The following is a 22092-nucleotide window of genomic DNA, read 5'->3' as shown; positions in this document are numbered from 1 at the left end:
GGTTACGAAAGCACTGTGCGATCCTCCTACGCTGCGGCGGCACTGCGGTTCGATCGCTGCGCTTGGGTTCGCGCGTCCAGGCGGCCGGCTTGCCAGATCGCCGGACGACCGCGCTGGGGCATCGACTGTCGAAATCCGATGACCGTAGCAGGCCCCACGACGACGCTCTTCCGCTGCCGCCAGCAATGGCATATGGATTTCGGTTTCATCGCCCTGTTCGACGACGTGTGACGCATGGATCTCACCGCTGAAACCGCGACCGTCCCCGCCCACCGCGGCTCGCCACTCGAGGTGCTGCGCATCTTCCTCAAGCTCGGGCTGACCTGCTTCGGCGGCCCGATCGCCCACATCGGCTACTTCCGCGACGAGTTCGTCGTGCGGCGGAAGTGGATCGACGAGCACGCCTATGCCGACCTGGTCGGCTTGTGCCAATTCCTGCCGGGCCCCGCCAGCAGCCAGGTCGGATTCTCGATCGGGCTGATGCGCGCTGGCTACCTGGGAGCCCTCGCCGCCTGGACCGGCTTCACGCTGCCGTCGGCCGCGGCGCTTGTCCTCTTCGCCTATGGGGCCGGGGCGTTGACCGGGCCGGCCGGGGCCGGCCTGCTGCACGGGTTGAAGCTGACGGCGGTCGCCATCGTGGCGCAGGCGGTCTGGGGCATGGCGCGCAACCTCTGTCCGGACCGCGAGCGCGCGTCGATCGCGGTGGTGGCGGCACTGATCATCCTCTTCAGCACGGCGTCGATTGCGCAGATCGGCGCGATCGTCCTCGGCGGCCTCGCCGGTCTATGGCTGTGCCGGAGCGAGGCGGCTGCGCCGTCCGGGCACGTCGAAATTCCGGTGTCGCGAACCGTTGGCCTGATCACGCTTGGGATGTTCTTCATTCTGCTGGTGGGGCTTCCCGCGCTACGCGGGTTGACGGGATCCTCGGGCGTCGCCTTGTTCGACGCGTTCTATCGCTCCGGCGCGCTGGTCTTCGGCGGCGGCCATGTCGTGCTCCCACTCCTCCGCGAAGCCTTCGTCGCGCCGGGCTGGCTGAGCGACGATGCCTTCCTCGCCGGCTACGGCGCCGCTCAGGCGGTGCCCGGTCCGCTTTTCACCTTCGCGGCCTATCTCGGCACGGTGGTCACTCCGGAGCCGCATGGGCTTGCCGGCGCCGTACTTGGCCTCGCCGGCATCTTCCTGCCGGGGATCCTGATCCTGCTCGGCGCCCTGCCGTTCTGGGATTCGTTTCGGAAGCGGGCCGGCGCCCAGGCCATGATGCGGGGCGTCAACGCCGCGGTAGTCGGCGTGCTCGGCGCTGCGTTGTACGATCCGGTATGGACAACGACCGTGCACTCGCCGAGAGATTTCGGCATCGCGCTTGTCGGCTTCGTCCTGCTGGTGGCGTGGCGCGCTCCTCCGCTCCTCGTCGTCGCCTTCAGCGCCGTGGCCGGCGTTGCGATGGCGCTGATTTGACCGCTGGGCGCGCAAGAAAACCCGGCATCGCGACAAGTGCGCGAGCGCCGCGGGGCGGCATCGCGCACGTTTCATCCACGACGCGGGACATGATCATCCGCCCACCACGGTGGCGATGGCTTCCTTTATCTTGGCCATCGCGTAGCCTCTGACCTGTTCGAGTTCGAGATGCGGAATATTGGGCATCTCGTCCGATGCAACAAGACAATCCACGATCGCCGGGCCCTCGCAGCTCAGTGCCTCGACGATCGCCGGAAGCAGGTTCTCGGGTGTTTTGGCTGAAAAGCCTTTCGCTCCGCAGGCTCGCGCGAGCGCGACAAAATCGGGATTGGGAAACTCGATTGCCTCCCTGAAGGGAACGATCCCAACGCTTTCCGCTTCCAGCGTGATTAGGCCGAGTGCTGCATTGTTGAAGATCACGACCTTGACAGGCAGCTTGGTGGTGAACCGCCGTCATGAATTCGCCCATCAGCATGTTGAAGCCACTATCACCGGTGAGCACTATGACCTGTCGGCCACGATCAAGCGCCTGAATTCCATTGGCTTGGCCGAGTGCAGTGCCGCAGGCCGCATTGTTGAACGAGCCCACAATTCGTTGGCGGCCGCTCTGCCGGATCCAATTGCCGGACCAAAGCGTGTTCAGTCCCGTGTCCAGGACAAACACCGCATCTTGCTTTGCGAGATCGCTGACTGTTCTTGCTACAGCCTGAGGATGAATTTTGTGCTGGCTCCTGCTCAGATTGGCCTGCTGGTCCAGCATGCCATCCCACTTGGCGCGCTCGTTCTTCACTCGATCGAAGAATGTCGCATCATTCTTCGGCTTCAGCTTCGTCAGCAGCAGTTCGAGCGTAGGCCTGACGGAGCCGACGATTGCATACGAGGTTCGTGTTCTTCGACCTAACGCAGCCGGCCGCTCATCGACCTGGACAACATTACCGTGAGCGGGCAGGAAGTTTGAAAAGGGATAATCCGTACCCAGCATCAGAAGCAGATCGCCGTGCTGCACAGCGCTGTAGACCGGTCGGGTGCCGCGCTGAGGTCGATGTTCCCACTGACTCGCAAGTGAGAACATTTCGGTCATAAACCGAAGCAATCTCAATATGATCTTTGCGAGGTGGTGCGCTTGGAGGGCGGGCCTTTCCAGCTGATTTTCAGCAGCTTAGCTGGAGCGCACCCGAGGTTAAGGTGCCGTCTCGCATCCTGCGGCGCCTTTAGCGGGCAATTTTGATGTCGCGGTGGCGCGCCACTCCCCCGACTTTGCGCCGGAGTGGACTCGCCACGGTATTGCGTCGTCACGGCCCAAGCACCAGATGAACTCCAGGACGCAGGCACTCGTCACTCCAGGAGGGAGAGCGTGGCCAGCAGAAGGGCAAGCGAAGAGCTCCCCGTGATCGCGCGCTTCGAGGTGCGCCGCCGCAATTACCTTGCGCCAGACGGCTCGGCAAACCGACCGCTCCCCGCCTTCGCCACCGATTCCAAGCTACTTTTCGCACTGTATCGCGCAATGGTGCTGCTACGGCAGTTTGACCGAAAGGCCGTCGCATTGCAGCGCACTGGCCGGCTCGGGACGTATGCCGTCTCGCTCGGGCAGGAAGCAGTCTCGGTCGGGATTGCAAGTGCGATGCAAGAAGAAGACGTGCTGGTCCCCTCGTATCGCGACAATGGCGCCCTGATTTGGCGTGGCGTCAAGTTGGAGGAAATTCTGTTGTTTTGGGGTGGGGACGAACGCGGCAATGACTTCTCGGGGCCGGTGCATGATTTCCCGTTTTGCGTTCCCGTCGGATCTCAGGCGCCGCATGCCGCCGGCGTCGCCTATGCCTTCAAGCTGCGCAAAGAGCGGCGTGTCGCCGTGTGCATGTTCGGTGACGGCGCTACCTCGAAAGGCGACGTCTACGAAGCGATGAACTTCGCCGGCGCACACAAATTGCCGGTTGTATTCGTCGCCACCAACAATCAATGGGCCATATCGGTACCGTTGCGGCTGCAGACCGGGTCGGAAACGCTGGCGCAAAAGGCCATCGCCGCGGGCTTCACCGGAGAGCAGGTCGATGGGAATGACGTGGTGGCGTTGCGCGCCGCGGCTGCAGAGGCCATTGCCGCGGCCCGCGACGGCAAAGGCCCTCGCTTCATCGAGGCAGTCACCTATCGGCTCGGCGATCATACAACCTCCGACGACGCATCCCGCTATCGTTCCGCGGAAGAAGTGCAGGCTCATTGGAAGCAGGAGCCGGTTGCGCGGCTCAGGTCTTACCTCGTTCGCCAAAAAATGTGGAGCAAGGCAGATGAAGAGCAGCTGGCGGCCGAGTGCCATGAGAGGATAGAGGCAGCGGTCGAGCGCTATCTGGCGACGGAGCCACGGCGCCCCGAGACCATGTTCGATCACCTCTACGCCGACCTGCCCGAGGCCTACGCCCGCGCAACGTGGTGAACTCTCGGGAGAGCACGATGGCTGAGATAACATTGGTCGAGGCCATCAACCTCGCGCTCGGACGCGCGATGGAGGATGACCCGAGCGTGGTCGTTCTTGGAGAGGATGTCGGCGTCGACGGCGGCGTCTTCCGCGCTACCGCGAGCCTGCAACAGCGCTTTGGATCGGAGCGCGTTCTGGATACGCCACTGGCCGAGCTTCTCATTAGCGGTCTTTGCGTTGGCATGGCGGCGCAGGGACTCAAGCCCGTCGGCGAGATTCAGTTCATGGGATTTGTTTATCCCTGTCTGGATCAGCTGGTGAACCATGCATCGAGAATGCGCAATCGCACCCGGGGACGCCTCACCTGCCCGATGGTTCTGCGCACGCCGCATGGAGCCGGCATTCGCGCGCCCGAGCACCATTCCGAGAGCACCGAGGCGATGCTCGCCCACATTCCGGGCTTGCGAGTTGTCATGCCTTCGTCGCCGGAACGCGCATATGGTCTTCTCCTCGCAGCGATCCGCGATCCGGATCCGGTGGTGTTTCTGGAGCCAACACGCCTGTACCGCGCCGCGAAAGGCGAGGTGGAGGACAATGGCGAAGCCTTGCCTCTGGATCGTGCCTTTGTCCTGCGGGAAGGCCGCGACGTCACATTGATCAGTTGGGGCGCGGTGTTAAAGGAGACCATGGCAGCGGCCGATGCGCTCTCCGCCGAGGGCATCGCTGCAGAGGTCATCGATCTTGCCACCCTGAAGCCATATGATGAAAGCACGGTCCTCAGTTCGGTCGCCAAGACCGGGCGCTGCGTCATTGTCCACGAAGCGGCACGCACCGGCGGATTTGGAGCCGAGATCGCCGCGATGATCGCTGAGCGTGGCCTGTCCTCGCTGCTCGCGCCGGTGACGCGTGTCAGCGGCTACGACACCGTCATCCCGATGGCACGCCTCGAGCAACACTATATGCCTTCTGTTGAACGCATCACGACCGCGACACGCAAAGTGTGCCAATTCAGCTAAACCGGACGGACGTTGTCCCATGCGCCAGTTCGTGCTGCCGGACCTCGGTGAAGGACTTGAAGAGGCGGAGATCGTCACCTGGCATGTCACGGAGGGCGATCACGTCGTCACCGATCAGCCGCTCCTCTCCGTGGAAACCGACAAGGCGGTCGTTGAGATACCATCGCCCTCGAGCGGACGCATCGCGCACCTGTTCGGCAACAAGGGAGACATCGTAAAGGTCGGCGCGCCGCTCGTCGAGTTTGCCGAGGGCGCCGAGCAGGATACTGGCACGATTGTCGGCGAACTCGGCAGGGAGGAACATCCGCCAGCCGCTGGGATTTCCCTCGAACGAGCGACCGGACAGCCTCACGTGTTTCCGGCTGTGCGCGCACTCGCGCGCAAGCTCGATGTCAATCTTGAGACCGTGGAGGCCACGGGGCCCGGCGGCACGATCACGCGGGCCGATGTGGAACGGGCCGCAAAGAGCACGTCCGAATCCGGCTTCGCCGAGCCCATGCGCGGCATGCGACGCGCGATGGCTCAACGCATGGCGGCAGCTCACGCACAAATCGTCCCCGCCACCGTGACGGATGAAGCCGACATCGACGACTGGCCGACGGGCGAGGACGTGACAATCCGCCTGGTGCGGGCCATCGCCGTCGCTTGCAAGGCAGAACCCGCGCTCAATGCCTGGTATAATGCCACCACGGGAGAGCGTCGCCTGAATCCCCGCATCGATCTCGGGATTGCCGTCGACACCGAGGGGGGATTAATCGTTCCCGTGTTGCGCAACGTCGCAGAGCGCAGCGTGTCGGACTTGCGGAACGGTCTCGACCGCCTGCGGGCTGACGCAATCGCGCGCTCGATTCCCCCGGAAGAACTGCGCGGCGCGACCATTACGCTGTCGAATTTCGGGATGATCGGAGGCCGGTTTGCCAATCTGATCATCGTGCCGCCGCAAGCGGCCATCATAGGAGCGGGGCGGATTTCCCCGCGGGCGGTGGCGCATCGGGGCCAGCCTGCGGTGAGGCGCATGCTGCCGTTGTCGCTCACCTTTGACCATCGTATCGTGACCGGAGGCGAAGCCGCTCGCTTCCTGGTCGCACTCAAGTTGAATCTTGAGCTGATGTCGTGAAAATCGACCATGGCATCTGTGGGCACGGTGGCGCCCGCCTTCGCCGCGCCATTCGGGTACCCAGATTGAGAGAGTGCGGTGCGAACGGTCATCCGTCTTGGCCATAGGCGCGCCCCGTCGATGAGCGTATAATTGCATCTCCCTTCGCGCGAAATGATCAACCTGCCGTGGAGGCGATCATGAAATACGTGCTGCTCGGAAATCTGAGCCCGGAGTGGGCAAGCAAGCAGTCGGAGCGAGTTGGCAAGGCCAAGGCGAAGCTCGACAAGCTTGGCATCAAAATCGAGTCGATCCACTATACGCAGGGCTACTACGATTTCGTCGACGTCGTCGATGCCCCGAAGCCGGAGGCGGTCCTTGCGTTTTCCGTCTGGTACTCCAACCAGGGTCTGGGCCGGATCCAAAGCATGCCAGCCTTTGAAGCAAAGACCTTTGAAGCGGCGGTTAAGGACGCCGCGGACTGAGACCGGATGGAACGTCGACCGCGTTCGGAGTTGGGCCACCCGTTGCGCGAGTGGCGCTGAAGATCGCTGTTCGAGTCTCTCATCGGGAGCCACAGGACAATCACGCACAGTGGCGAGCGACTCGGTGCCCTGCCCGAGACTCAAGGCGTTTCGCAGCAACAAGGTTATCCTACAGTGCCGCTGGGCGAGAAATGGAGCTACCGGGGAAGCGCGGCAACCGCGCAAGCGGCCACCCTTGCCGCACCCACCGTTCGGACCAGCTAGCGACAGGTGCTCCCAACTGAAAGGTCCGTTCTGGTGCGTAGTGTTGCAAGCTATTGACTTGCTTGGTGCGCTCGGAGGGACTCGAACCCCCACGGTGTTACCCACTGCCACCTCAAGGCAGCGCGTCTACCAGTTCCGCCACGAGCGCTAAGGGATGCCGGCTTGAGGTTTTGAGGCCGGCCGGATCAGCGGCGCCGATCTAACAAATCCATCAGGGGGATACAAGCCTGCAAAAGCCCTGAATTCCACAAGCTTGGCAGGAAAAACGCCGCCCTCCCCAGAAGATCGGCCTTGTGGGGCGGGCCCCTAGGCCGCTATCGGGTCCCCGGCGATCGCGGCAGCATCTGCTTGACCTCCACCGCGATCCGGTTGCGGTCGACCAGCACGACGCCGGAGGCGACCGGCAGATTATTGGCCAACACCTTGACCTCGTCGGCCTCGGTTGCGTCCAGCTCGATGATGGCGCCGCGGGAAAGACGTAATACCTGATGGATCGGCATGGTGGTCGTCCCGAGGACGACCATGAGATCCACGGTGACTTTATCGAGAGTAGGCACTGTCGGGACCGCCACAACTTAGGACTTGCGCCAAAGGACTTGGCATTTGCGCCTGCGATCATCACCACGTTATGGTTAGCCAATGGTTAATTCGCCTGAAATCCCCCGCCAAAACCAGCGTCAAGGGCTCGATTTGACGTCGTTTTCCGCCTCAGGCGGCGAGCCTGTCGAATGGCTGATCTCGGACGCTCCGGTGCCCTATCCGGACGCGGTGGCCGCCATGGAGGCCCGGGTCGCCGCGATTGCGGCGGGCGAGGCACCGGAATTGGTCTGGCTGCTCGAACACCCCCCGCTCTACACCTCGGGCACCTCGGGCAAGGACTCCGACCTGCTCGATGCCCGATTCCCGACCTTCGCGACCGGGCGCGGCGGGCAGCTCACCTATCACGGGCCGGGCCAGCGGGTGGCCTATGTCATGCTCGACCTCAAGCGCCGCCGGCCGGACGTGCGGGCCTATGTCGCGAGCCTGGAAGAGTTGATTCTGCGCACGCTGGCCGCCTTCAACGTCCGCGGCGAGCGGCGCGAGGACCGGGTTGGCGTCTGGGTCAGGCGGCCGGACAAGGGGCCTGAACACGAGGACAAGATCGCGGCGATCGGCGTCCGCCTGAAGCGCTGGGTCTCGTTCCACGGCATCGCCATCAATGTCGAGCCGGAGCTGTCGCATTTCGCCGGCATCGTGCCCTGCGGCGTCGTCGATCCCCGCTACGGCGTCACCTCGCTGGTCGATCTCGGCCAGCTCGCGACCATGGCCGATGTCGATATTGCGCTCCGGCAGGCATTCGAGGAATTGTTCGGGCCGACTCGCGCGCTGCTGCCGGAAGTGATCGCCTAGGCGCTTTCCTGTTCGCCGTGCGCTGCGCGCAGGCCGCGGGTGAGATCGTTCACCCGCGGCTTTCGGCATCACGCCGCCTGCAGCGAAACCTCGAGCTTTCCGGCGATATAGCGCCGCTCCTGGGTCAGACCGCCAAAACCGTAGGCGTCGCCCTTGACCTCATCGACATGCAGGTAGGTCTCGGGATGCAACGGCCCCAGGATCTCGGCCATGCGCTTGAACATGGCGGCAAGATAAGCCGCCTTCTCGTCCTTGGTATTGGTGCCTTCGCTGACATGGATGTCGATCCAGTAGCTTGCGAGCTTCTGCTCGGCGAGCGATTTGCCGCCGGCGAACCAGTCGCCCGCATCTACGGACTTGACGATGATGGCGGTGACCTTGGGATCCTTGTGCAGGATCTTTGCAGTGAGCTCGGACACGGCATTGGCGATGTCGGCCTTCAGCGAGGGCGACTGGCGGGCGGTGGTGTAGGACACGGTAATCAGGGGCATGGCCGTTCTCCTCGATATGCTCGCGCGACTTGCGCGGCGTTGGTGAGAAGCTAGACCTCGCACCGTCATTTTGATATCTTATCTCTAGTGATACCAGTGATAACAATTGATAATGCCATCCACACTCGACATCGCCACCATCCAGGCCTTTCTGCTGGTCGCCGACCTCCAGAGTTTTACGCGTGCGGCCGAGGCACTCGGCACGACGCAGGCGGCGGTCAGCCTCAAGCTGCAGCGGCTGGAGACGCTGCTCGGAAAACGCCCTCGTTGAGCGCTCGCCGCGCGCGGTCCGGCTCTCCGCCGACGGCGCCGGCTTCCTCGATCGCGCCCGCGCGCTGATAGCGGCGCACGACCGCGCGCTGTCTGGTGAGGCACCGGCGGCGCAATCGCTCACGCTCGGCATCTCCGATCACGCCGCAGGCCCGGAGCTGGTACCACTGCTCGAACGTCTGCACGCGATGTCGGCAAACCTCACCCTCGCCGTCACCATCGGCTTCTCGCGCGAGATGCAGGATGCCTATGACGCCGGCGAGCTGGATGCGGTGATCGTTCGCCAGGAAGGCAGCCGCCGCGGCGGCGAGAAGCTGGCCGAGGACGAGTTTGGTTGGTTCGCGTCACGACGCTTCACCCTGCCGAAGGGCGAGCCGCTGCCGCTCGCTACGCTGGCCCCGCCCTGCGGCGTCCGCGCGGTGGCCGTGCGCGCGCTCGACAAGGCCGGCCTTGCATGGCGCGAGCGTTTTGTCGGCGGCGGCGTCACTGCGGTGGTCGCCGCCGCGCTTGCCGGGCTTGCGATCGCGCCGCTGGCGCGGCGGATCGCGCCTCCCGGGCTGATCGATATCGGGCCGGTACACAAGCTGCCGAAGCTCGGCAGCTCGAAGGTGATGCTGCATTCGAAGGTCAGCGACCCCACAAAACTCGCGGCGCTGCGCGCGGTGGCGGCGACGTTCCGGAGCTTGGCGGCTTGAGCCCGCTTAACCCTCACAGGATCGCCTCAAACGCGCTGCGCAGCGTCTCGTGCCGGAACACGAAACCGCGGCTCAGCGCCTTATTCGGCAGCATGCGCTGGCCGCCCAGCAGCAGCTCGTCGGCGAAGCCGCCGCCGATCCGGCGGAGCAGGCCGCCGGGGACGCGGAACAATGCGAAGCAGGTATGTGACTTCGCCGATTCCGTCAGCACCTGGTCGGCCCATGATCCGTACCAGCCGATCGCGGAGCCGCTGACCAGCACCTCATACCGCCTATGACACTTGCCTAAAAATGTCCCATAGCACGGGAACGAATCCGCCGGCTGCGGCGTTTGTCCCCGTCGAGGCGGGGTCCGGAATGACCAAAAAGTTCAGTCAACAGAGAGACTTGTTCGAGAGCGAGCGCAGTTTCCGGCTGTTGGTTGAGGGGGTTGCTGACTACGCCCTTTACATGCTTGACCCCAAGGGGATCATCACCAGCTGGAACATCGGCGGTGAACGCATCAAGGGCTATTCGCCCGACGAGATCCTTGGCCAGCATTTTTCCCGTTTCTACACCGAGGCTGACCGCGCCAATGGCAAGCCGGCGCGGGCGCTAGGCATTGCGCGGGAAAAGGGCCGATACGAGGAGGAAGGCTGGCGCGTCCGAAAGGATGGCACGTTCTTCTGGGCCAGCGTGGTGATCGACCCGATCTACGAGGACGGCGCGCTGATCGGCTTCGCCAAGATCACGCGCGACATCACTGAACGTCGCAATTCCCAACTCAAGCTCGAGGCGATGCAGAAGCAACTGGCCGAGTCGCAGAAATTCGATGCACTCGGACAGCTCACCGGCGGGGTCGCCCACGACTTCAACAATCTTCTGATGATCATCAGCGGCAGCCTTCACATCCTGAAGAAGAACGCCGCCGACGACCCCAAGCTCAAGCGCGCCCTGTCCGCGATCGAGACCGCGACCAGACGCGGCGCCGCGCTGACGAACCAGCTCCTCACCTTCGCGCGACGGCAGAGCGTCAACCCGCGGGCGATCGATTTCGCCGAACGCATCGCGGCCATCCGCGAGGTGCTCGACGCCGGCGTGGGCCGTTCCGTGCGTCTCGCCTTCGACATCCACTCCGACACGTGGCCGATCAGGGCCGACGTCTCCGAGCTCGAGACCGCGCTGCTCAACCTCGTCATCAACGCCCGCGATGCGATGCCGGACGGCGGCACGGTGACGATCGGGGCACGCAATGTCGTGCTGAACGAGACATCCCTTGCCGGCGACTTCGTCGCAATCGACATCACCGATACCGGGCTCGGAATTCCCTCCGACGTTCTCGATAAGATCTTCGAGCCGTTCTTCACGACCAAGCCGATCGGAAAAGGCACGGGCCTCGGCCTTTCGCAGGTACACGGCTTCGCCCATCAGGCCGGCGGCACGGTGAAGGTCGCAAGCGAGCTCGGAAAGGGCACGACGTTCACCATCGTCCTGCCGCGCGGCACAGATGCGCCGTCGCGCGAGACATCCGGAATGTCGTTCCGCGGCAGCGGCACGGTGCTGCTGGTCGAGGACAATCCCGAAGTCGCTCTGGTCAGCATCGGTCTTCTGGAACAGCTCGGCTACCACGTGCGCCGGGTCGCCGATGCCGAAGCGGCATTGCGCGAAATCGAGAGTAACGGCGTCGACTTCGTGTTCTCGGACATCGTCATGCCCGGCAAGATGGACGGGCTCAGCCTCGCCCATCACCTGCGCCAGATCCGCCCCGGTCTGCCGGTCCTGCTTGCCACCGGTTACAGCGAGGTCGCCGCCGGCGTGCGCGGCGACTTCCCGATCCTGCGCAAGCCCTACGAGATCCATGAGCTGAGCGAGGCGATCGCCAAGTTGCCAAGGTAACCCACCTCTCTCGAAGGGAGAGGTGGACACCGCGGCGCCCACCGGTTCCGTACAGGGCTCTCACACCGTCGGCAGCACCGAGAATGTCTCCCCTGCCCGGCGCAAATTCAGCTCATCCACACTTGCCGTCTCGCTGGTGACGCTGTCGACGCGCGAGGACGGCGGCCCGTGGCGGCACAGCGCGACCATGTCGGCGACGTGCTTTGGCGCGCCAGCGAACAACGCCTCCACGCTGCCGTCGCGGCGGTTGCGGACCCAGCCTTCGAGGCCGCTCGTTCTCGCCTGATACTCGACCCAGGCCCGATAGCCGACGCCCTGCACGCGCCCGCGGATCATGACCTGGAGAATCGCCCTGCTCACTTTCTCGGTCCCAAGACATCGGCGCTACGCGCCTTGACCTCGCTCTCGCGCATGACACGGGCCATCAGCTCCGACGATGCCAAGCCCTTGAGGCGTTTCGGCGCCATGCCCTCGCGCAACGCCTTCTGCGTCTCATAAACGGCCTGCGTCGCGGCGGCGATCGGCGCATGGCCCTGAAGCGCAATGCGGACGCGCTGGCTCGCAAGATAATCGAGCCCGTTCAATTCCTCCGGCGCGCCGCCGAGCACGATCGGCAGGCGCGTGGCCGATGCGATGGCCTCGAGCTCGGCGCGCGACTTGATGCCGGTGAAAAACAGCGCATCGACCCCCGTCGCTTCATAGGCCTGGGCGCGGTGGATCGCATCGTCGATCGAGGTGATCGCGGCAGCGCCCGCGCGGCCCATGATGACCAGCGAGGGCTCGCTGCGGCCGTCGAGCGCGGCCTTCATCTTGCCGATCCCTTCCTCGACCGAGATCAGCTGCGTCCTCGTTTCCCCGAACGCTGCCGGCAGCAGCGTGTCCTCGATGGTGAGGCCGGCGGCACCCGCTGCCTCCAGCTCCTGCACCGTGCGGCGCACGTTCAGCGCATTGCCATAGCCGTGGTCGGCGTCGACCAGGACGGGGAGCGCGGACGCGCGCGACATCCGCCGCATCTGCTCGGCCAGTTCGCTGAGCGTGATCAGCGTGACATCGGGGTCGCCGAGCACGGCGAGCGAAGCGACCGACCCACCGAACATGCCAAGCGGAAAGCCGAGATCCTCGGCAATGCGGATCGAGATGGCGTCGTAGACCGAGCCGGGATGGACGCAAGTCCCGCCCGACAAGATCGATCGCAGTTTCTCGCGGCGGGAACGAAAGGCCATGGTGCTGTCTCGGTTAGGTCACGAAGGCCGCAGCATACTGCGTCATTGCGAGCGACGGAAATATGGCACTCTCGTGCCCCGGACGCAGCGCAGCGCCCTTGGCGATGCGCTGCAGAGCCGGGGCCCATGCTGCTGAGTGACACGCTAACGATCTGGGTCCCGGCTCTGCGAAGCAACGCTAATGCGTTGCATCGCGTCCGGGACACGAGAGTGGGCGCTTTACGCAAACTCCAGGATCAGCGCGTCCACCGCGAGCGTCGCGCCGGCGCTCGCGTGGACTTTCTTCACGGTGCCGTCCTGCTCGGCGCGCAGCACGTTCTGCATCTTCATGGCCTCGACCACCGCGAGCGTCTCGCCGGCCTTGACCTCCTGCCCCTCGCTCACCGCGATCGAGACCACGAGGCCGGGCATCGGGCAGAGCAGCTTCTTGCCGGTGTCGGAGGCCGTCGTCACCGGCATCAGCCGGGCAGAGGTCGCTTCTGTCTCAGTCCAGACATAGACCGGCACCTCAACGCCCTGATGCGCGAGGCGGATGCCGTTGGCGATCGGCCGCGCCTGCACGGCGACGAACTGACCGTCGATGGTCCCCTGCCAGACCGGATCGCCCGGCTTCCACGGCGACTGCAACAGATGCGCATTGCTGGCCTTGCCGTCGGCATCGATGAAACGGATCGCGACCGCCTCGCCCTCGCGTCCGACCTCGAGCAGGATCTCCTGGTGATCGAGCCAGACCGCGCGACGCCGCTCGCGCTGCACGACGCGGCCACCCATCTGACCCGAGATCTGCCGTTTGCGCTCGCCGAGCACGTGATCGATGGCGGCGCCGACCGCGGCGATCCGCCGCGCGACCTCGCCTTCGGGCACGCGCACCGCAAAGCCCTTCGGGAATTCCTCGGCGATGAAGCCGGTCGAGAGTCGGCCTTCGCGCCAGCGCGGATGATGCATCAGCGCGGACAGGAACGGGATGTTGTGCCTGATACCGTCGACATAGAACGAATCCAGCGCAGTGGCCTGCGCTTCGATCGCGGCTGCGCGCGACGGCGCATGCGTGACGAGCTTGGCGATCATCGGATCGTAATGGATCGAGATCTCGCCGCCCTCCTGCACGCCGGTGTCGTTGCGGATGGTGATGCCATCCTTGCTGGCTTCCGCCGGCGGGCGATACTTCACGAGCCGACCGATCGAGGGCAGGAAGTTGCGGAAGGGATCTTCGGCGTAGAGGCGCGATTCCACCGCCCAGCCCGTCAGCGTGACGTCCTTCTGCGCAATGGCGAGTTTCTCTCCGGCGGCAACGCGGATCATCTGCTCGACGAGGTCGACGCCGGTGACGAGCTCGGTGACGGGATGCTCGACCTGCAGACGCGTGTTCATTTCCAGGAAATAGAAGCTCTTGTCCTGGCCGGCGACGAATTCGACCGTGCCGGCGGAGTCGTAATTCACGGCCTTGGCCAGTGCGACGGCCTGCTCGCCCATCTTGCGGCGGGTCTCCTCGTCGAGCAGCGGCGACGGCGCCTCCTCGATGACCTTCTGGTTGCGGCGCTGGATCGAGCATTCGCGCTCGCCGAGATAGATCACGCTGCCGTGCTTGTCGCCCAGCACCTGGATCTCGATGTGGCGGGGATCGACGATGAACTTCTCGACGAAGACGCGGTCGTCTCCGAACGAGGCCTTGGCCTCGGCTTTGGCGAGATTGAAGCCTTCGGCGACCTCGGTCCTCGAATGCGCGATGCGCATGCCCTTGCCGCCGCCGCCGGCGGAGGCCTTGATCATCACGGGGTAGCCGATCTCGTCGGCGATGCGGACCGCGTGCTTGTCGTCCTCGATGACGCCGAGATAGCCGGGCACGGTCGAGACCTTGGCCCTGGCGGCGGCCTTCTTGGATTCGATCTTGTCGCCCATCGCCGCGATCGCGCCAGGGTTCGGGCCGATGAAGACGAGGCCGGCGGCCTCCAGCGCGCGCGGAAACGCCTCACGCTCCGACAGGAAGCCGTAGCCGGGATGCACGGCCTCGGCACCCGTCTTGCGGCAGGCCTCGACGATCTTCTCGATTACCAGATAGCTCTCGGCCGCGGCCGGCGGGCCGATCAGCACGGCCTCATCGGCCAGCTCGACGTGGAGGGCATCGCGGTCGGCCTCGGAATAGACCGCAACCGTTTGAATTCCCATCTTGCGGGCAGTCTTGATGACCCGGCAGGCGATTTCGCCGCGATTGGCGATCAGAATGCGTTTGAACATGCTTTTCTTGAGTCTCGACCTTGGGCGGGACCCTTCCCCGGCCGCTGGGGCCTATGGGACGGGCCGTGTGGCTCCCGTGGTACAGCAAAATGGGCCGGAGGCAACGGTCTAAATCCGGGCCTTCTGGCGTACCAGCGCAAGACCGAAATAGACGTGAGGAGCCCTTGGGACGGCCTACGCCTTCCCCGCCTTGGCCACGTCCCGGACCAGGCCGTGAATGAAGCCGAGCTTGGCGACCACCGCGGGCGACAGGATGAAGGGATAGAGGTCGCGCAGGCCCATGGCGCGGTTGACGCTGTTCATGGCGAAGGTGAAGGGCAGCCATGCGTTGACCAGCGCCTCCACATCCCTTGCCTCGTAAGGGTTGAAGCGGATGCGAGCCGTCAACTCCCCGCCGCGGTCGATCTTGGGGCGCACCTCCATGCCGAACTCGGCGGCCATCTCCAAGGTATCGACGATGTGGAGGTAGTGCGCCCAGGTCTCGGCGAAATCTTCCCAGGGATGCATCGTGGCGTAGGCCGAGACGTAGCTCTGCTGCCAGTCGGGCGGCGGGCCTTCGGCATAGTGGCGCTGCAAGGCCTGACCGTAATCGGCCGAATCGTCGCCGAACACGGCGCGGCACTGGTCGAGCTTGCCGCCGTTGCGCACCAGCACGTCCCAGAAATAGTGGCCGACCTCGTGGCGGAAATGCCCGAGCAGCGTTCGGTAGGGCTCGCCCATCTCCAGCCGGCGCCGCTCGCGCTCGATGTCGTCGGCCTCGGTCAGCGCGATTGTGATCAGGCCGTTGTCGTGGCCCGTCATGACCTTCTCGCCGCTGTGCGGATCGTCGGCGAGGAAATTGAAGATCAGGCCATGCTCGGGATTGTCCTGCCGGGTCTGCAGCGGCAGCTTCCAGCGGATCAGGGAGTAGAATAGACGGTGTTTGGCCACCTCCAGCTCACGCCATCCGGCGAGCTGCGCCGGATCGGAGAGGTTCGGCACCGTCCCGTTGTGGCGGCAGGCGCGGCAATAGCCGGTGGTATCGCCTGCATCTGTCAGCCAGTTGCAGGCGTCGTACCCGGCATTTCGGCACAGCACACGGTTTTGGCGCTTGTCGGCCAGTGTCCTCCAGGCTTCTCCGTCGGGCTCGATCGCCGACATCGTCTCCTTCTCCGGCAGGAAGGCGACCCGATGGCCGCAGCGTTCGCAGGCGCGGTTCTCGAAATAGAGGACATTGCCGCAGGCCTGGCAGACAAAGAGCTTCAAGATTTAGCCTCTTGGGAAAGGGAAAGCCTCGAGAGAGTCGGCGCCTCGCGAAGACGCTTCGATCAGCCGATCGTTCCAGTGTCCGGAACAAATAACCAGAGCAGACGTTGCCACCACGTCGCTCTCGGCGTTCAGGCACGCGCCCTATTTCCCGATACTTTGCCCTCTAAACAATGGCCATCGCGCCCCGTCTGTGTGAATATTGGTCCGGCACGTGCGCACCTGCATGACAACGGCCGATGCCTTGAACGATCCCTTGCCCGAGACCATCGCCGCCGAAAGGCTGCGCCAGCACCTCGAAGACGTCGCGCGCGAGCGCGATAACGCCTATCGCGCGCTGCAGGAGCGCGAGGCCGAGCTCGCGCGCATCCAGCGCATCGGCCGGGTCGGCGGCGTCGAGGTCGACTTCCGCGAAGGATTCAAGAACCGCCGCTCGCCCGAATATCTGATGATCCACGGCCTTCCGCCGGAAGCCGCCGAGGAGTCGCACGAGGATTGGGTCAACCGTATCCATCCCGACGATCGCGACGCGGCGGTGAAACACTTCTTCGAGGCGCTTTCCGGAACCAGCGAGGATTACACCGCCGAATACCGCATCATCCGTCCGAGCGACGGCGAGACCCGCTGGATCCGCGTCGTCGCCAAGATCGAGCGCGACAAGGACGGCCGGGCCATCCGCCTCGTCGGCGCCCATATCGACATCACCGACCAGGCGCTGGCGCGCGAGACGCTGCGCGAAAGCGAGGAGCGCTTCCGGCTGATCGCCGACAGTGCGCCGGTGCCGATCTGGGTGACCAAGCTCGACCGCAAGCGGTCCTTCGCCAACCAGGCTTATGTCGATTTCGTCGGCCTGCCCTACGACCAGGCCATCGATTTCGACTGGCGCAAGGTGCTGCATCCCGACGACCTGCCGCACGTGCTCCAGCAATCGGTGCAAGGCGAAGCCTCGCTGAAACCCTTCGTGCTGGAAGCGCGCTACAGGAACGCCAGCGGCGAATGGCGCTGGCTGCGCTCGGAATCGCAGCCGCGCTGGGACCCGACCGGCAAGCATATCGGCTTCATCGGCGTTGCCCACGACATTACCGTGGCCAAACAGGCCGAGATCGAGCTCAGGCAGCTCAACGAGACGCTGGAACAGCGCATCGCCCAGCGTACCGCGGAGCTCGAAGCCAACGAGGCGCGGCTGCGCGCGATCCTGGAGACCAGCAATCAGTATCAGGGCCTGGTCAATCTCAGGGGCGAACTGGTCTACGCCAACAAGACTGCGCTCGCCGGCATCAAGGCGAGCTCTTCGGATGTGATCGGAAAGCCGTTTTGGGACACGCCCTGGTTCAGCGCGACGGAAGGCATGAGCGCGCTGGTGCGCGAAGCGTTCCACAACGTGCTCAAGGGCGAAGCGGTACGGCTAGAGATGCGGCTGCGCCTTCCCATCGGCGAGCGCGATTTCGACTTCGGCATGCGCCCGGTGCTCGACCGCCACGGCAACATCACCGGCGCCGTGCCCGAGGCCGTCGATATTACCGAGCGCCGCCTCGGCGAGGAAGCGCTGCGGCAGTCGCAGAAGATGGAGGCGATCGGTCAGCTCACCGGTGGCGTCGCGCACGACTTCAACAACTTGCTCACCATCATCCGTTCGGCGACCGACTTCCTGCGCCGTCGCGAGCTGCCGGAAGAGCGGCGCCGCCGCTATGTCGACGCCATCTCCGACACGGTCGAGCGCGCCTCGAAGCTGACCGCCCAGCTCCTGGCTTTCGCACGCCGGCAGCCGCTGAAGCCGCAGATATTCAATGTCAGCAGCCAGGTCGAAGGCGTTGCGCAACTGGTCCGGCCGCTGGTCGGCGGCCGCATCGAGATCGTCGTCGAGATCGACGATGCCGACTGCTTCACGGTCGCCGACATCGCGCAGTTCGAGACCGCGCTGATCAACCTCGCCATCAACGCGCGCGACGCCATGGACGACGAAGGCCGCCTCACCATTGCGGTGCGCAAGGTCCAGGGGATTCCGAGCCTGCGTGCACAATCGGCACGTGGCGGCGACTATGTCGCGATCTCGGTCGCCGATACCGGCAACGGCATCGCGCCGGAACATCTCGATTCCATTTTCGAGCCGTTCTTCACCACCAAGGAGGTCGGCAAGGGCACGGGCCTCGGCCTCAGCCAGGCGTTCGGCTTTGCCAAGCAGTCAGAGGGCGACATCGCGGTGACGAGCAGGCAGGGCGAAGGCGCGACCTTCACCATCTACCTGCCGCAGGCTCAAAGCCCCGCCACCGGGAAGGACGCGGCGGTGCTGACCAGCGAGGCTGCGACCACCGGGCGTGGCTACCGCGTGCTCGTGGTGGAGGACAATGACGATGTCGGCCAGTTCTCGACCGAGCTTCTGGAGGACCTTGGCTACGTCGTCCGCCGCGTCGCCAACGCTAACGCGGCACTGACGATCCTCGGCGAGAATGAGTTTGCCGTCGACCTCGTCTTCTCCGACGTCATCATGCCCGGAATGAACGGCGTCGAGCTTGCCGGCATCATCCGCGAGCGCTATCCGGGCCTGCCCGTCGTGCTCACCAGCGGCTACAGCAACGTGCTCGCCGAAAGCGCCCATCGCGGCTTCGAGCTGATCCAGAAGCCGTATTCGGTGGAATCGCTGTCACGCATATTGCGCAAGGCGATCACGGAGAAGCTGTCGGTGGCAAGGTGAGTGTGAAATTCGCGAGAAGCAACCACAAACTCCGTCATTGCGAGCGCAGCGAAGCAATCCAGAGTCTTTCCCCGGGAACAGTCTGGATTGCTTCGCTGCGCTCGCAATGACGGCGCTGGTGCGCCGTCCCGAAACAACGGATTCCGATGATATGAAACCCGCCGTCCTTTCCGCCTGGCAGACCTGGGCGCTGCTCTCGGCCTGCTTTGCGGCGCTGACCGCGATCTTCGCCAAGGTCGGCGTCGAGAACATCAATCCAGATCTCGCCACCTTCATCCGCACCATCGTGGTGCTGCTCGCCTTTTCGGCGCTGCTGTTCTTCACCGGACAATTCGTCGTGCCCTCGGCGGTCTCCTCAAAAACCTGGCTATTTCTGGTTTTGTCGGGACTTGCGACCGGCGCCTCATGGCTCTGCTATTTCCGTGCGCTGAAGCTTGGCCCGGCAACACTGGTGGCGCCGATCGACAAGCTCAGCGTGGTACTGGTCGCGCTGTTCGCCTTCGCCTTTCTCGACGAGCGCCCGACGGCCCAGGGCTGGCTCGGCATCATCATGATCGGCGCTGGCGCGGTGTTGCTGGCGGTCAAGTTTTGACGAGCCGGGCGTGATCGGCGGAACCGGGCGGACATCATGAAGGTTGCAGCCGGGACCATCTGAAGCCTCGATCGAGAGTCCGATGTCGAGCCAAGACCCCGACCAGACGAGGCGAGCCGGCCGCGCGCTCGACGCGGCCAATTTCTTCCTCGCCGACGTCCGCGACGGGCTCGGGCCCTATCTCGCGGTCTATCTTCTCACCGAGCAGCACTGGGACGAGGCGCGGATCGGGCTCGTGATGTCGATCGCGACGATCGCCGGCATCGTGGCGCAGACGCCGGCCGGTGCGCTGGTCGATGCCACGCGGGCGAAACGGATGGTGATCGCTGTCGCCGCCGTCATGGTCACTCTCGCCTCGCTGTCGTTGCCATTCTTTCCAGGTTTTCTGCCGGTTGCGATCTCGCAAGGCATCGCGCAGGCCGCGGCCGGGATCTTCCCGCCGGCGATCGCCGCCGTCTCGCTCGGCATCTTCGGCCATGCCGCCTTTACCCGGCGAATCGGCCGCAACGAGACGTTCAATCACGCCGGCAATGCAATCGCGGCCGGGCTCGCGGGCATCTCCGCCTATTGGTTCGGCCCGACTGTGGTGTTCTATCTTCTCGCCGCGATGGCAGTCGCGAGCCTCGTCAGCATCCTTGCGATTCCGGCTCCCGCCATCGACCACTATCTCGCCCGCGGGTTGCACGACGCCGACGCAGAGACGCGGCGCGAAACACCTTCGGGCTTCGCCGTACTGCTGACTTGCCGCCCCCTGCTCGTGTTCGCGATCTGCGTCCTGCTCTTCCATCTCTCCAACGCAGCCATGCTGCCGCTGGTCGGGCAGAAGCTCGCGCTCCAGGACAAGAACATGGGCACCAGCCTGATGTCGGCCTGCATCGTCGCGGCGCAATTGGTGATGGTACCGTTCGCGATGCTGGTCGGCGCGAGGGCCGACCGGTGGGGACACAAGCGCTTCTTCCTCGCGGCCCTCCTGATCCTGCCTGTTCGGGGTGCACTCTACACACTCTCCGACAATCCGTTCTGGCTGGTCGGCGTGCAGCTTCTCGACGGCGTCGGCGCCGGCATCTTCGGCGCGATCTTCCCCGTCATCGTCGCCGACCTCATGCGCAACACCGGGCGCTTCAACGTCGCGCAGGGCGCGGTCATCACCGCCCAGGGCATCGGAGCTGCGCTGTCGACAGCGCTCGCCGGCTTCGTCGTGGTCGGCGCGGGCTACAGTGCGGCCTTCATCACGCTCGGTCTGGTCGCGGCGATCGGCGCCGCCATCTGCTTCCTCGCCCTGCCCGAGACGCGGCATGGCGCCTTGCGGCCGCAGGGGAAGACAGCGCTGCCGACATCGGATATCGCTGCCGAATGAACCCGTTCCACATTGAGGACTGAACGTGCCGTCTGACGCCATCTGGGCCTGGAGCATCATCGTCGCTGCGACCGCAGGCGTCATCATCCGCCCGTTCCGCCTGCCCGAGGCGATCTGGGCGGTCATCGGCGCCGGCACCCTCGTGCTGCTCGGCTTGCTGCCATGGCAGGACGCGCTTGTCGGCATCGAGAAGGGCCTCGACGTTTATCTCTTCCTGATCGGCATGATGCTGATCGCCGAGCTCGCCCGGCTCGAGGGCCTGTTCGACTATCTCGCCGCGCTCGCGGTCGAATATGCAGGCGGCTCGCCGCAGCGGCTGTTCTTGTTGATCTATCTGGTCGGGACATTCGTGACGGTGCTGCTCTCGAACGACGCCACCGCGATCGTGTTGACGCCCGCGGTCTACGCCGCGACGCGCGCGGCCGGCGCAAAGCCGCTGCCCTATCTCTTCGTCTGCGCCTTCATCGCCAACGCCGCAAGCTTCGTGCTGCCGATCTCCAATCCCGCCAATCTCGTCGTGTTCGGCGCGCGCATGCCGCACCTCACGGAATGGCTGCGCCTGTTCGCCCTGCCCTCGGCGGCCTCGATCCTGCTCACCTATGTCGTGCTGCGCCTGACCCAGCACCGTGCGCTCAAGGAAGAGACCATCGCCCGCAGCGTGCCGCATCCAAAGCTCGGCCGCGGCGGCAAGCTGACGGCGGTCGGCATCATCGCCATCGGCGTCGTGCTGGTCACGGCCTCAGCGCTGGACAAGCAACTGGGCTTGCCGACCTTCATCTGCGGTGGGGCGACAGCCGCGATCGTGCTGCTGCTCAGCCGCCAGTCGCCTCTGCCGGTGCTACGGGGCGTGTCGTGGAGCGTGCTGCCGCTGGTCGGCGGGCTCTTCGTCATGGTGGAGACGCTGATCAAGACCGGCGTGATCGGGCAGCTCAGCGCGCTGCTGCACCAGGCGGTCGCGCAATCAGTGTCCCAGGCCGCCTGGAGCGTCGGCATCGCCACCGCGATCGGCACCAATATCGCCAACAATCTTCCGGTCGGCCTCGTCGCGGGCTCGGTCGCGGCCAGCGATCATCTGCCGGCGCCGGTCGTCAGCGCGATCCTGATCGGCGTCGATCTCGGACCGAACATGTCGGTGACGGGATCGCTCGCCACCATCCTCTGGCTGGTTGCGCTCCGGCGGGAGAAGATCAAGATCAGCGCCTGGCCGTTCCTCAAGCTCGGTGTGCTGGTGACGCCGCCCGCTCTGATCGCGGCGCTGGCGACGGCAATCAGGTAGCGGCCGCGAATTCACTGCAGTTGTTT

The 22092-nt window shown here is 64.8% G+C and carries 18 protein-coding genes, 1 tRNA gene and 3 pseudogenes; 12 read left to right on the top strand and 10 right to left on the bottom strand.

The features are described 5' to 3' along the window. Positions 1–234 precede the first annotated feature (234 nt). Positions 235–1455 (top strand): chromate efflux transporter, encoded by a 1221-nt coding sequence (chrA, locus tag ACVIIV_RS22255; RefSeq protein ID WP_456746061.1) that lies wholly within the window; start codon positions 235–237, stop codon positions 1453–1455. A gap of 93 nt (positions 1456–1548) precedes the next feature. On the opposite strand, the gene ACVIIV_RS22250 is transcribed toward chrA, so the two are convergent. Together ACVIIV_RS22250 and ACVIIV_RS22245 are read right to left on the bottom strand one after the other, a co-directional pair. After that, positions 1549–1875, bottom strand: coding sequence for a thiamine pyrophosphate-dependent enzyme (locus ACVIIV_RS22250; protein ID WP_456746060.1), 327 nt, complete (start codon positions 1873–1875; stop codon positions 1549–1551). Between the two features lie 79 nt (positions 1876–1954). Then, positions 1955–2437 (bottom strand): annotated as a pseudogene (locus tag ACVIIV_RS22245) (ubiquinone-dependent pyruvate dehydrogenase); the annotation flags it as partial. A 405-nt stretch (positions 2438–2842) separates the two neighbouring features. Here ACVIIV_RS22245 and pdhA point away from each other — a divergent pair. The 4 genes from pdhA (at position 2843) to ACVIIV_RS22225 (ending at position 6462) form a co-directional block, all read left to right on the top strand. Continuing rightward, the gene (pdhA, locus tag ACVIIV_RS22240; protein ID WP_456746059.1) at positions 2843–3883 is read left to right on the top strand and encodes a pyruvate dehydrogenase (acetyl-transferring) E1 component subunit alpha; all 1041 of its coding nucleotides are present in this window, start codon (positions 2843–2845) and stop codon (positions 3881–3883) included. Between the two features lie 17 nt (positions 3884–3900). Continuing rightward, positions 3901–4881, top strand: coding sequence for an alpha-ketoacid dehydrogenase subunit beta (locus tag ACVIIV_RS22235; RefSeq protein WP_456746058.1), 981 nt, complete (start codon positions 3901–3903; stop codon positions 4879–4881). Positions 4882–4900: 19 nt separating this feature from the next. After that, the gene (locus ACVIIV_RS22230; protein WP_456746057.1) at positions 4901–5998 is read left to right on the top strand and encodes a dihydrolipoamide acetyltransferase family protein; all 1098 of its coding nucleotides are present in this window, start codon (positions 4901–4903) and stop codon (positions 5996–5998) included. Between the two features lie 179 nt (positions 5999–6177). Then, complete coding sequence (locus tag ACVIIV_RS22225) at positions 6178–6462, top strand: GYD domain-containing protein (RefSeq protein WP_456746056.1); 285 nt, start codon at positions 6178–6180, stop codon at positions 6460–6462. A 327-nt stretch (positions 6463–6789) separates the two neighbouring features. Here ACVIIV_RS22225 and ACVIIV_RS22220 read toward each other — a convergent pair. After that, positions 6790–6874, bottom strand: a tRNA-Leu gene (locus ACVIIV_RS22220). Between the two features lie 166 nt (positions 6875–7040). Further along, positions 7041–7283 (bottom strand): FliM/FliN family flagellar motor switch protein, encoded by a 243-nt coding sequence (locus ACVIIV_RS22215; protein WP_018647371.1) that lies wholly within the window; start codon positions 7281–7283, stop codon positions 7041–7043. Between the two features lie 82 nt (positions 7284–7365). Here ACVIIV_RS22215 and lipB point away from each other — a divergent pair, with 82 nt between their 5' ends. Further along, positions 7366–8115, top strand: a complete 750-nt coding sequence (gene lipB / locus ACVIIV_RS22210) for a lipoyl(octanoyl) transferase LipB (RefSeq protein WP_456746055.1) — start codon at positions 7366–7368, stop codon at positions 8113–8115. 68 nt (positions 8116–8183) lie between these two features. Here lipB and ACVIIV_RS22205 read toward each other — a convergent pair whose 3' ends face one another. Next, positions 8184–8606 (bottom strand): tautomerase family protein, encoded by a 423-nt coding sequence (locus tag ACVIIV_RS22205; RefSeq protein WP_456746054.1) that lies wholly within the window; start codon positions 8604–8606, stop codon positions 8184–8186. 112 nt (positions 8607–8718) lie between these two features. Between ACVIIV_RS22205 and ACVIIV_RS22200 the strand changes: the two are divergent. Then, a pseudogene (locus ACVIIV_RS22200) lies at positions 8719–9571 on the top strand (LysR family transcriptional regulator). Positions 9572–9584: 13 nt separating this feature from the next. Here the strand turns inward: ACVIIV_RS22200 and ACVIIV_RS22195 are convergent. Beyond that, positions 9585–9860, bottom strand: a pseudogene (locus ACVIIV_RS22195) (DUF1731 domain-containing protein); the annotation flags it as partial. Positions 9861–9928: 68 nt separating this feature from the next. On the opposite strand from ACVIIV_RS22195, the gene ACVIIV_RS22190 reads away from it, so the two are divergent. Further along, a complete protein-coding gene (locus ACVIIV_RS22190) occupies positions 9929–11446 on the top strand; it encodes an ATP-binding protein (protein WP_456746053.1) in 1518 nt (505 codons plus the stop codon). 60 nt (positions 11447–11506) lie between these two features. Here the strand turns inward: ACVIIV_RS22190 and ACVIIV_RS22185 are convergent, their stop codons facing one another. From ACVIIV_RS22185 to ACVIIV_RS22170, 4 genes are all read right to left on the bottom strand, one after another. Continuing rightward, on the bottom strand, positions 11507–11806 hold the full coding sequence (locus tag ACVIIV_RS22185; RefSeq protein WP_456746052.1) for an acylphosphatase: 300 nt from the start codon (positions 11804–11806) through the stop codon (positions 11507–11509). Further along, a complete protein-coding gene (locus tag ACVIIV_RS22180; RefSeq protein WP_456746051.1) occupies positions 11803–12669 on the bottom strand; it encodes an isocitrate lyase/PEP mutase family protein in 867 nt (288 codons plus the stop codon). Before ACVIIV_RS22180 ends, ACVIIV_RS22185 begins: the two co-directional genes overlap by 4 nt. A gap of 219 nt (positions 12670–12888) precedes the next feature. Next, positions 12889–14904: an acetyl-CoA carboxylase biotin carboxylase subunit gene (locus ACVIIV_RS22175; protein ID WP_456746050.1), complete on the bottom strand. Its 2016-nt coding sequence runs from the start codon at positions 14902–14904 to the stop codon at positions 12889–12891. A gap of 174 nt (positions 14905–15078) precedes the next feature. Continuing rightward, positions 15079–16149: a zinc-binding metallopeptidase family protein gene (locus ACVIIV_RS22170; RefSeq protein ID WP_456746049.1), complete on the bottom strand. Its 1071-nt coding sequence runs from the start codon at positions 16147–16149 to the stop codon at positions 15079–15081. 214 nt (positions 16150–16363) lie between these two features. Here ACVIIV_RS22170 and ACVIIV_RS22165 point away from each other — a divergent pair, with 214 nt between their 5' ends. The 4 genes from ACVIIV_RS22165 to ACVIIV_RS22150 all read left to right on the top strand — a co-directional run bounded on the left by ACVIIV_RS22165 (position 16364) and on the right by ACVIIV_RS22150 (position 22066). After that, positions 16364–18841, top strand: a complete 2478-nt coding sequence (locus ACVIIV_RS22165) for a PAS domain S-box protein (protein ID WP_456746048.1) — start codon at positions 16364–16366, stop codon at positions 18839–18841. Positions 18842–18992: 151 nt separating this feature from the next. After that, positions 18993–19433, top strand: a complete 441-nt coding sequence (locus ACVIIV_RS22160; protein ID WP_456746047.1) for an EamA family transporter — start codon at positions 18993–18995, stop codon at positions 19431–19433. 82 nt (positions 19434–19515) lie between these two features. Further along, the gene (locus ACVIIV_RS22155) at positions 19516–20790 is read left to right on the top strand and encodes an MFS transporter (protein ID WP_456746046.1); all 1275 of its coding nucleotides are present in this window, start codon (positions 19516–19518) and stop codon (positions 20788–20790) included. 25 nt (positions 20791–20815) lie between these two features. Beyond that, positions 20816–22066: an arsenic transporter gene (locus tag ACVIIV_RS22150; RefSeq protein ID WP_456746045.1), complete on the top strand. Its 1251-nt coding sequence runs from the start codon at positions 20816–20818 to the stop codon at positions 22064–22066. Positions 22067–22092: the final 26 nt, after the last annotated feature.

The organism is Bradyrhizobium sp. USDA 4354 (assembly GCF_054060315.1).
Note: the sequence above shows the minus strand (reverse complement) of the source record. Positions and strands in the feature narration are given on the sequence as shown.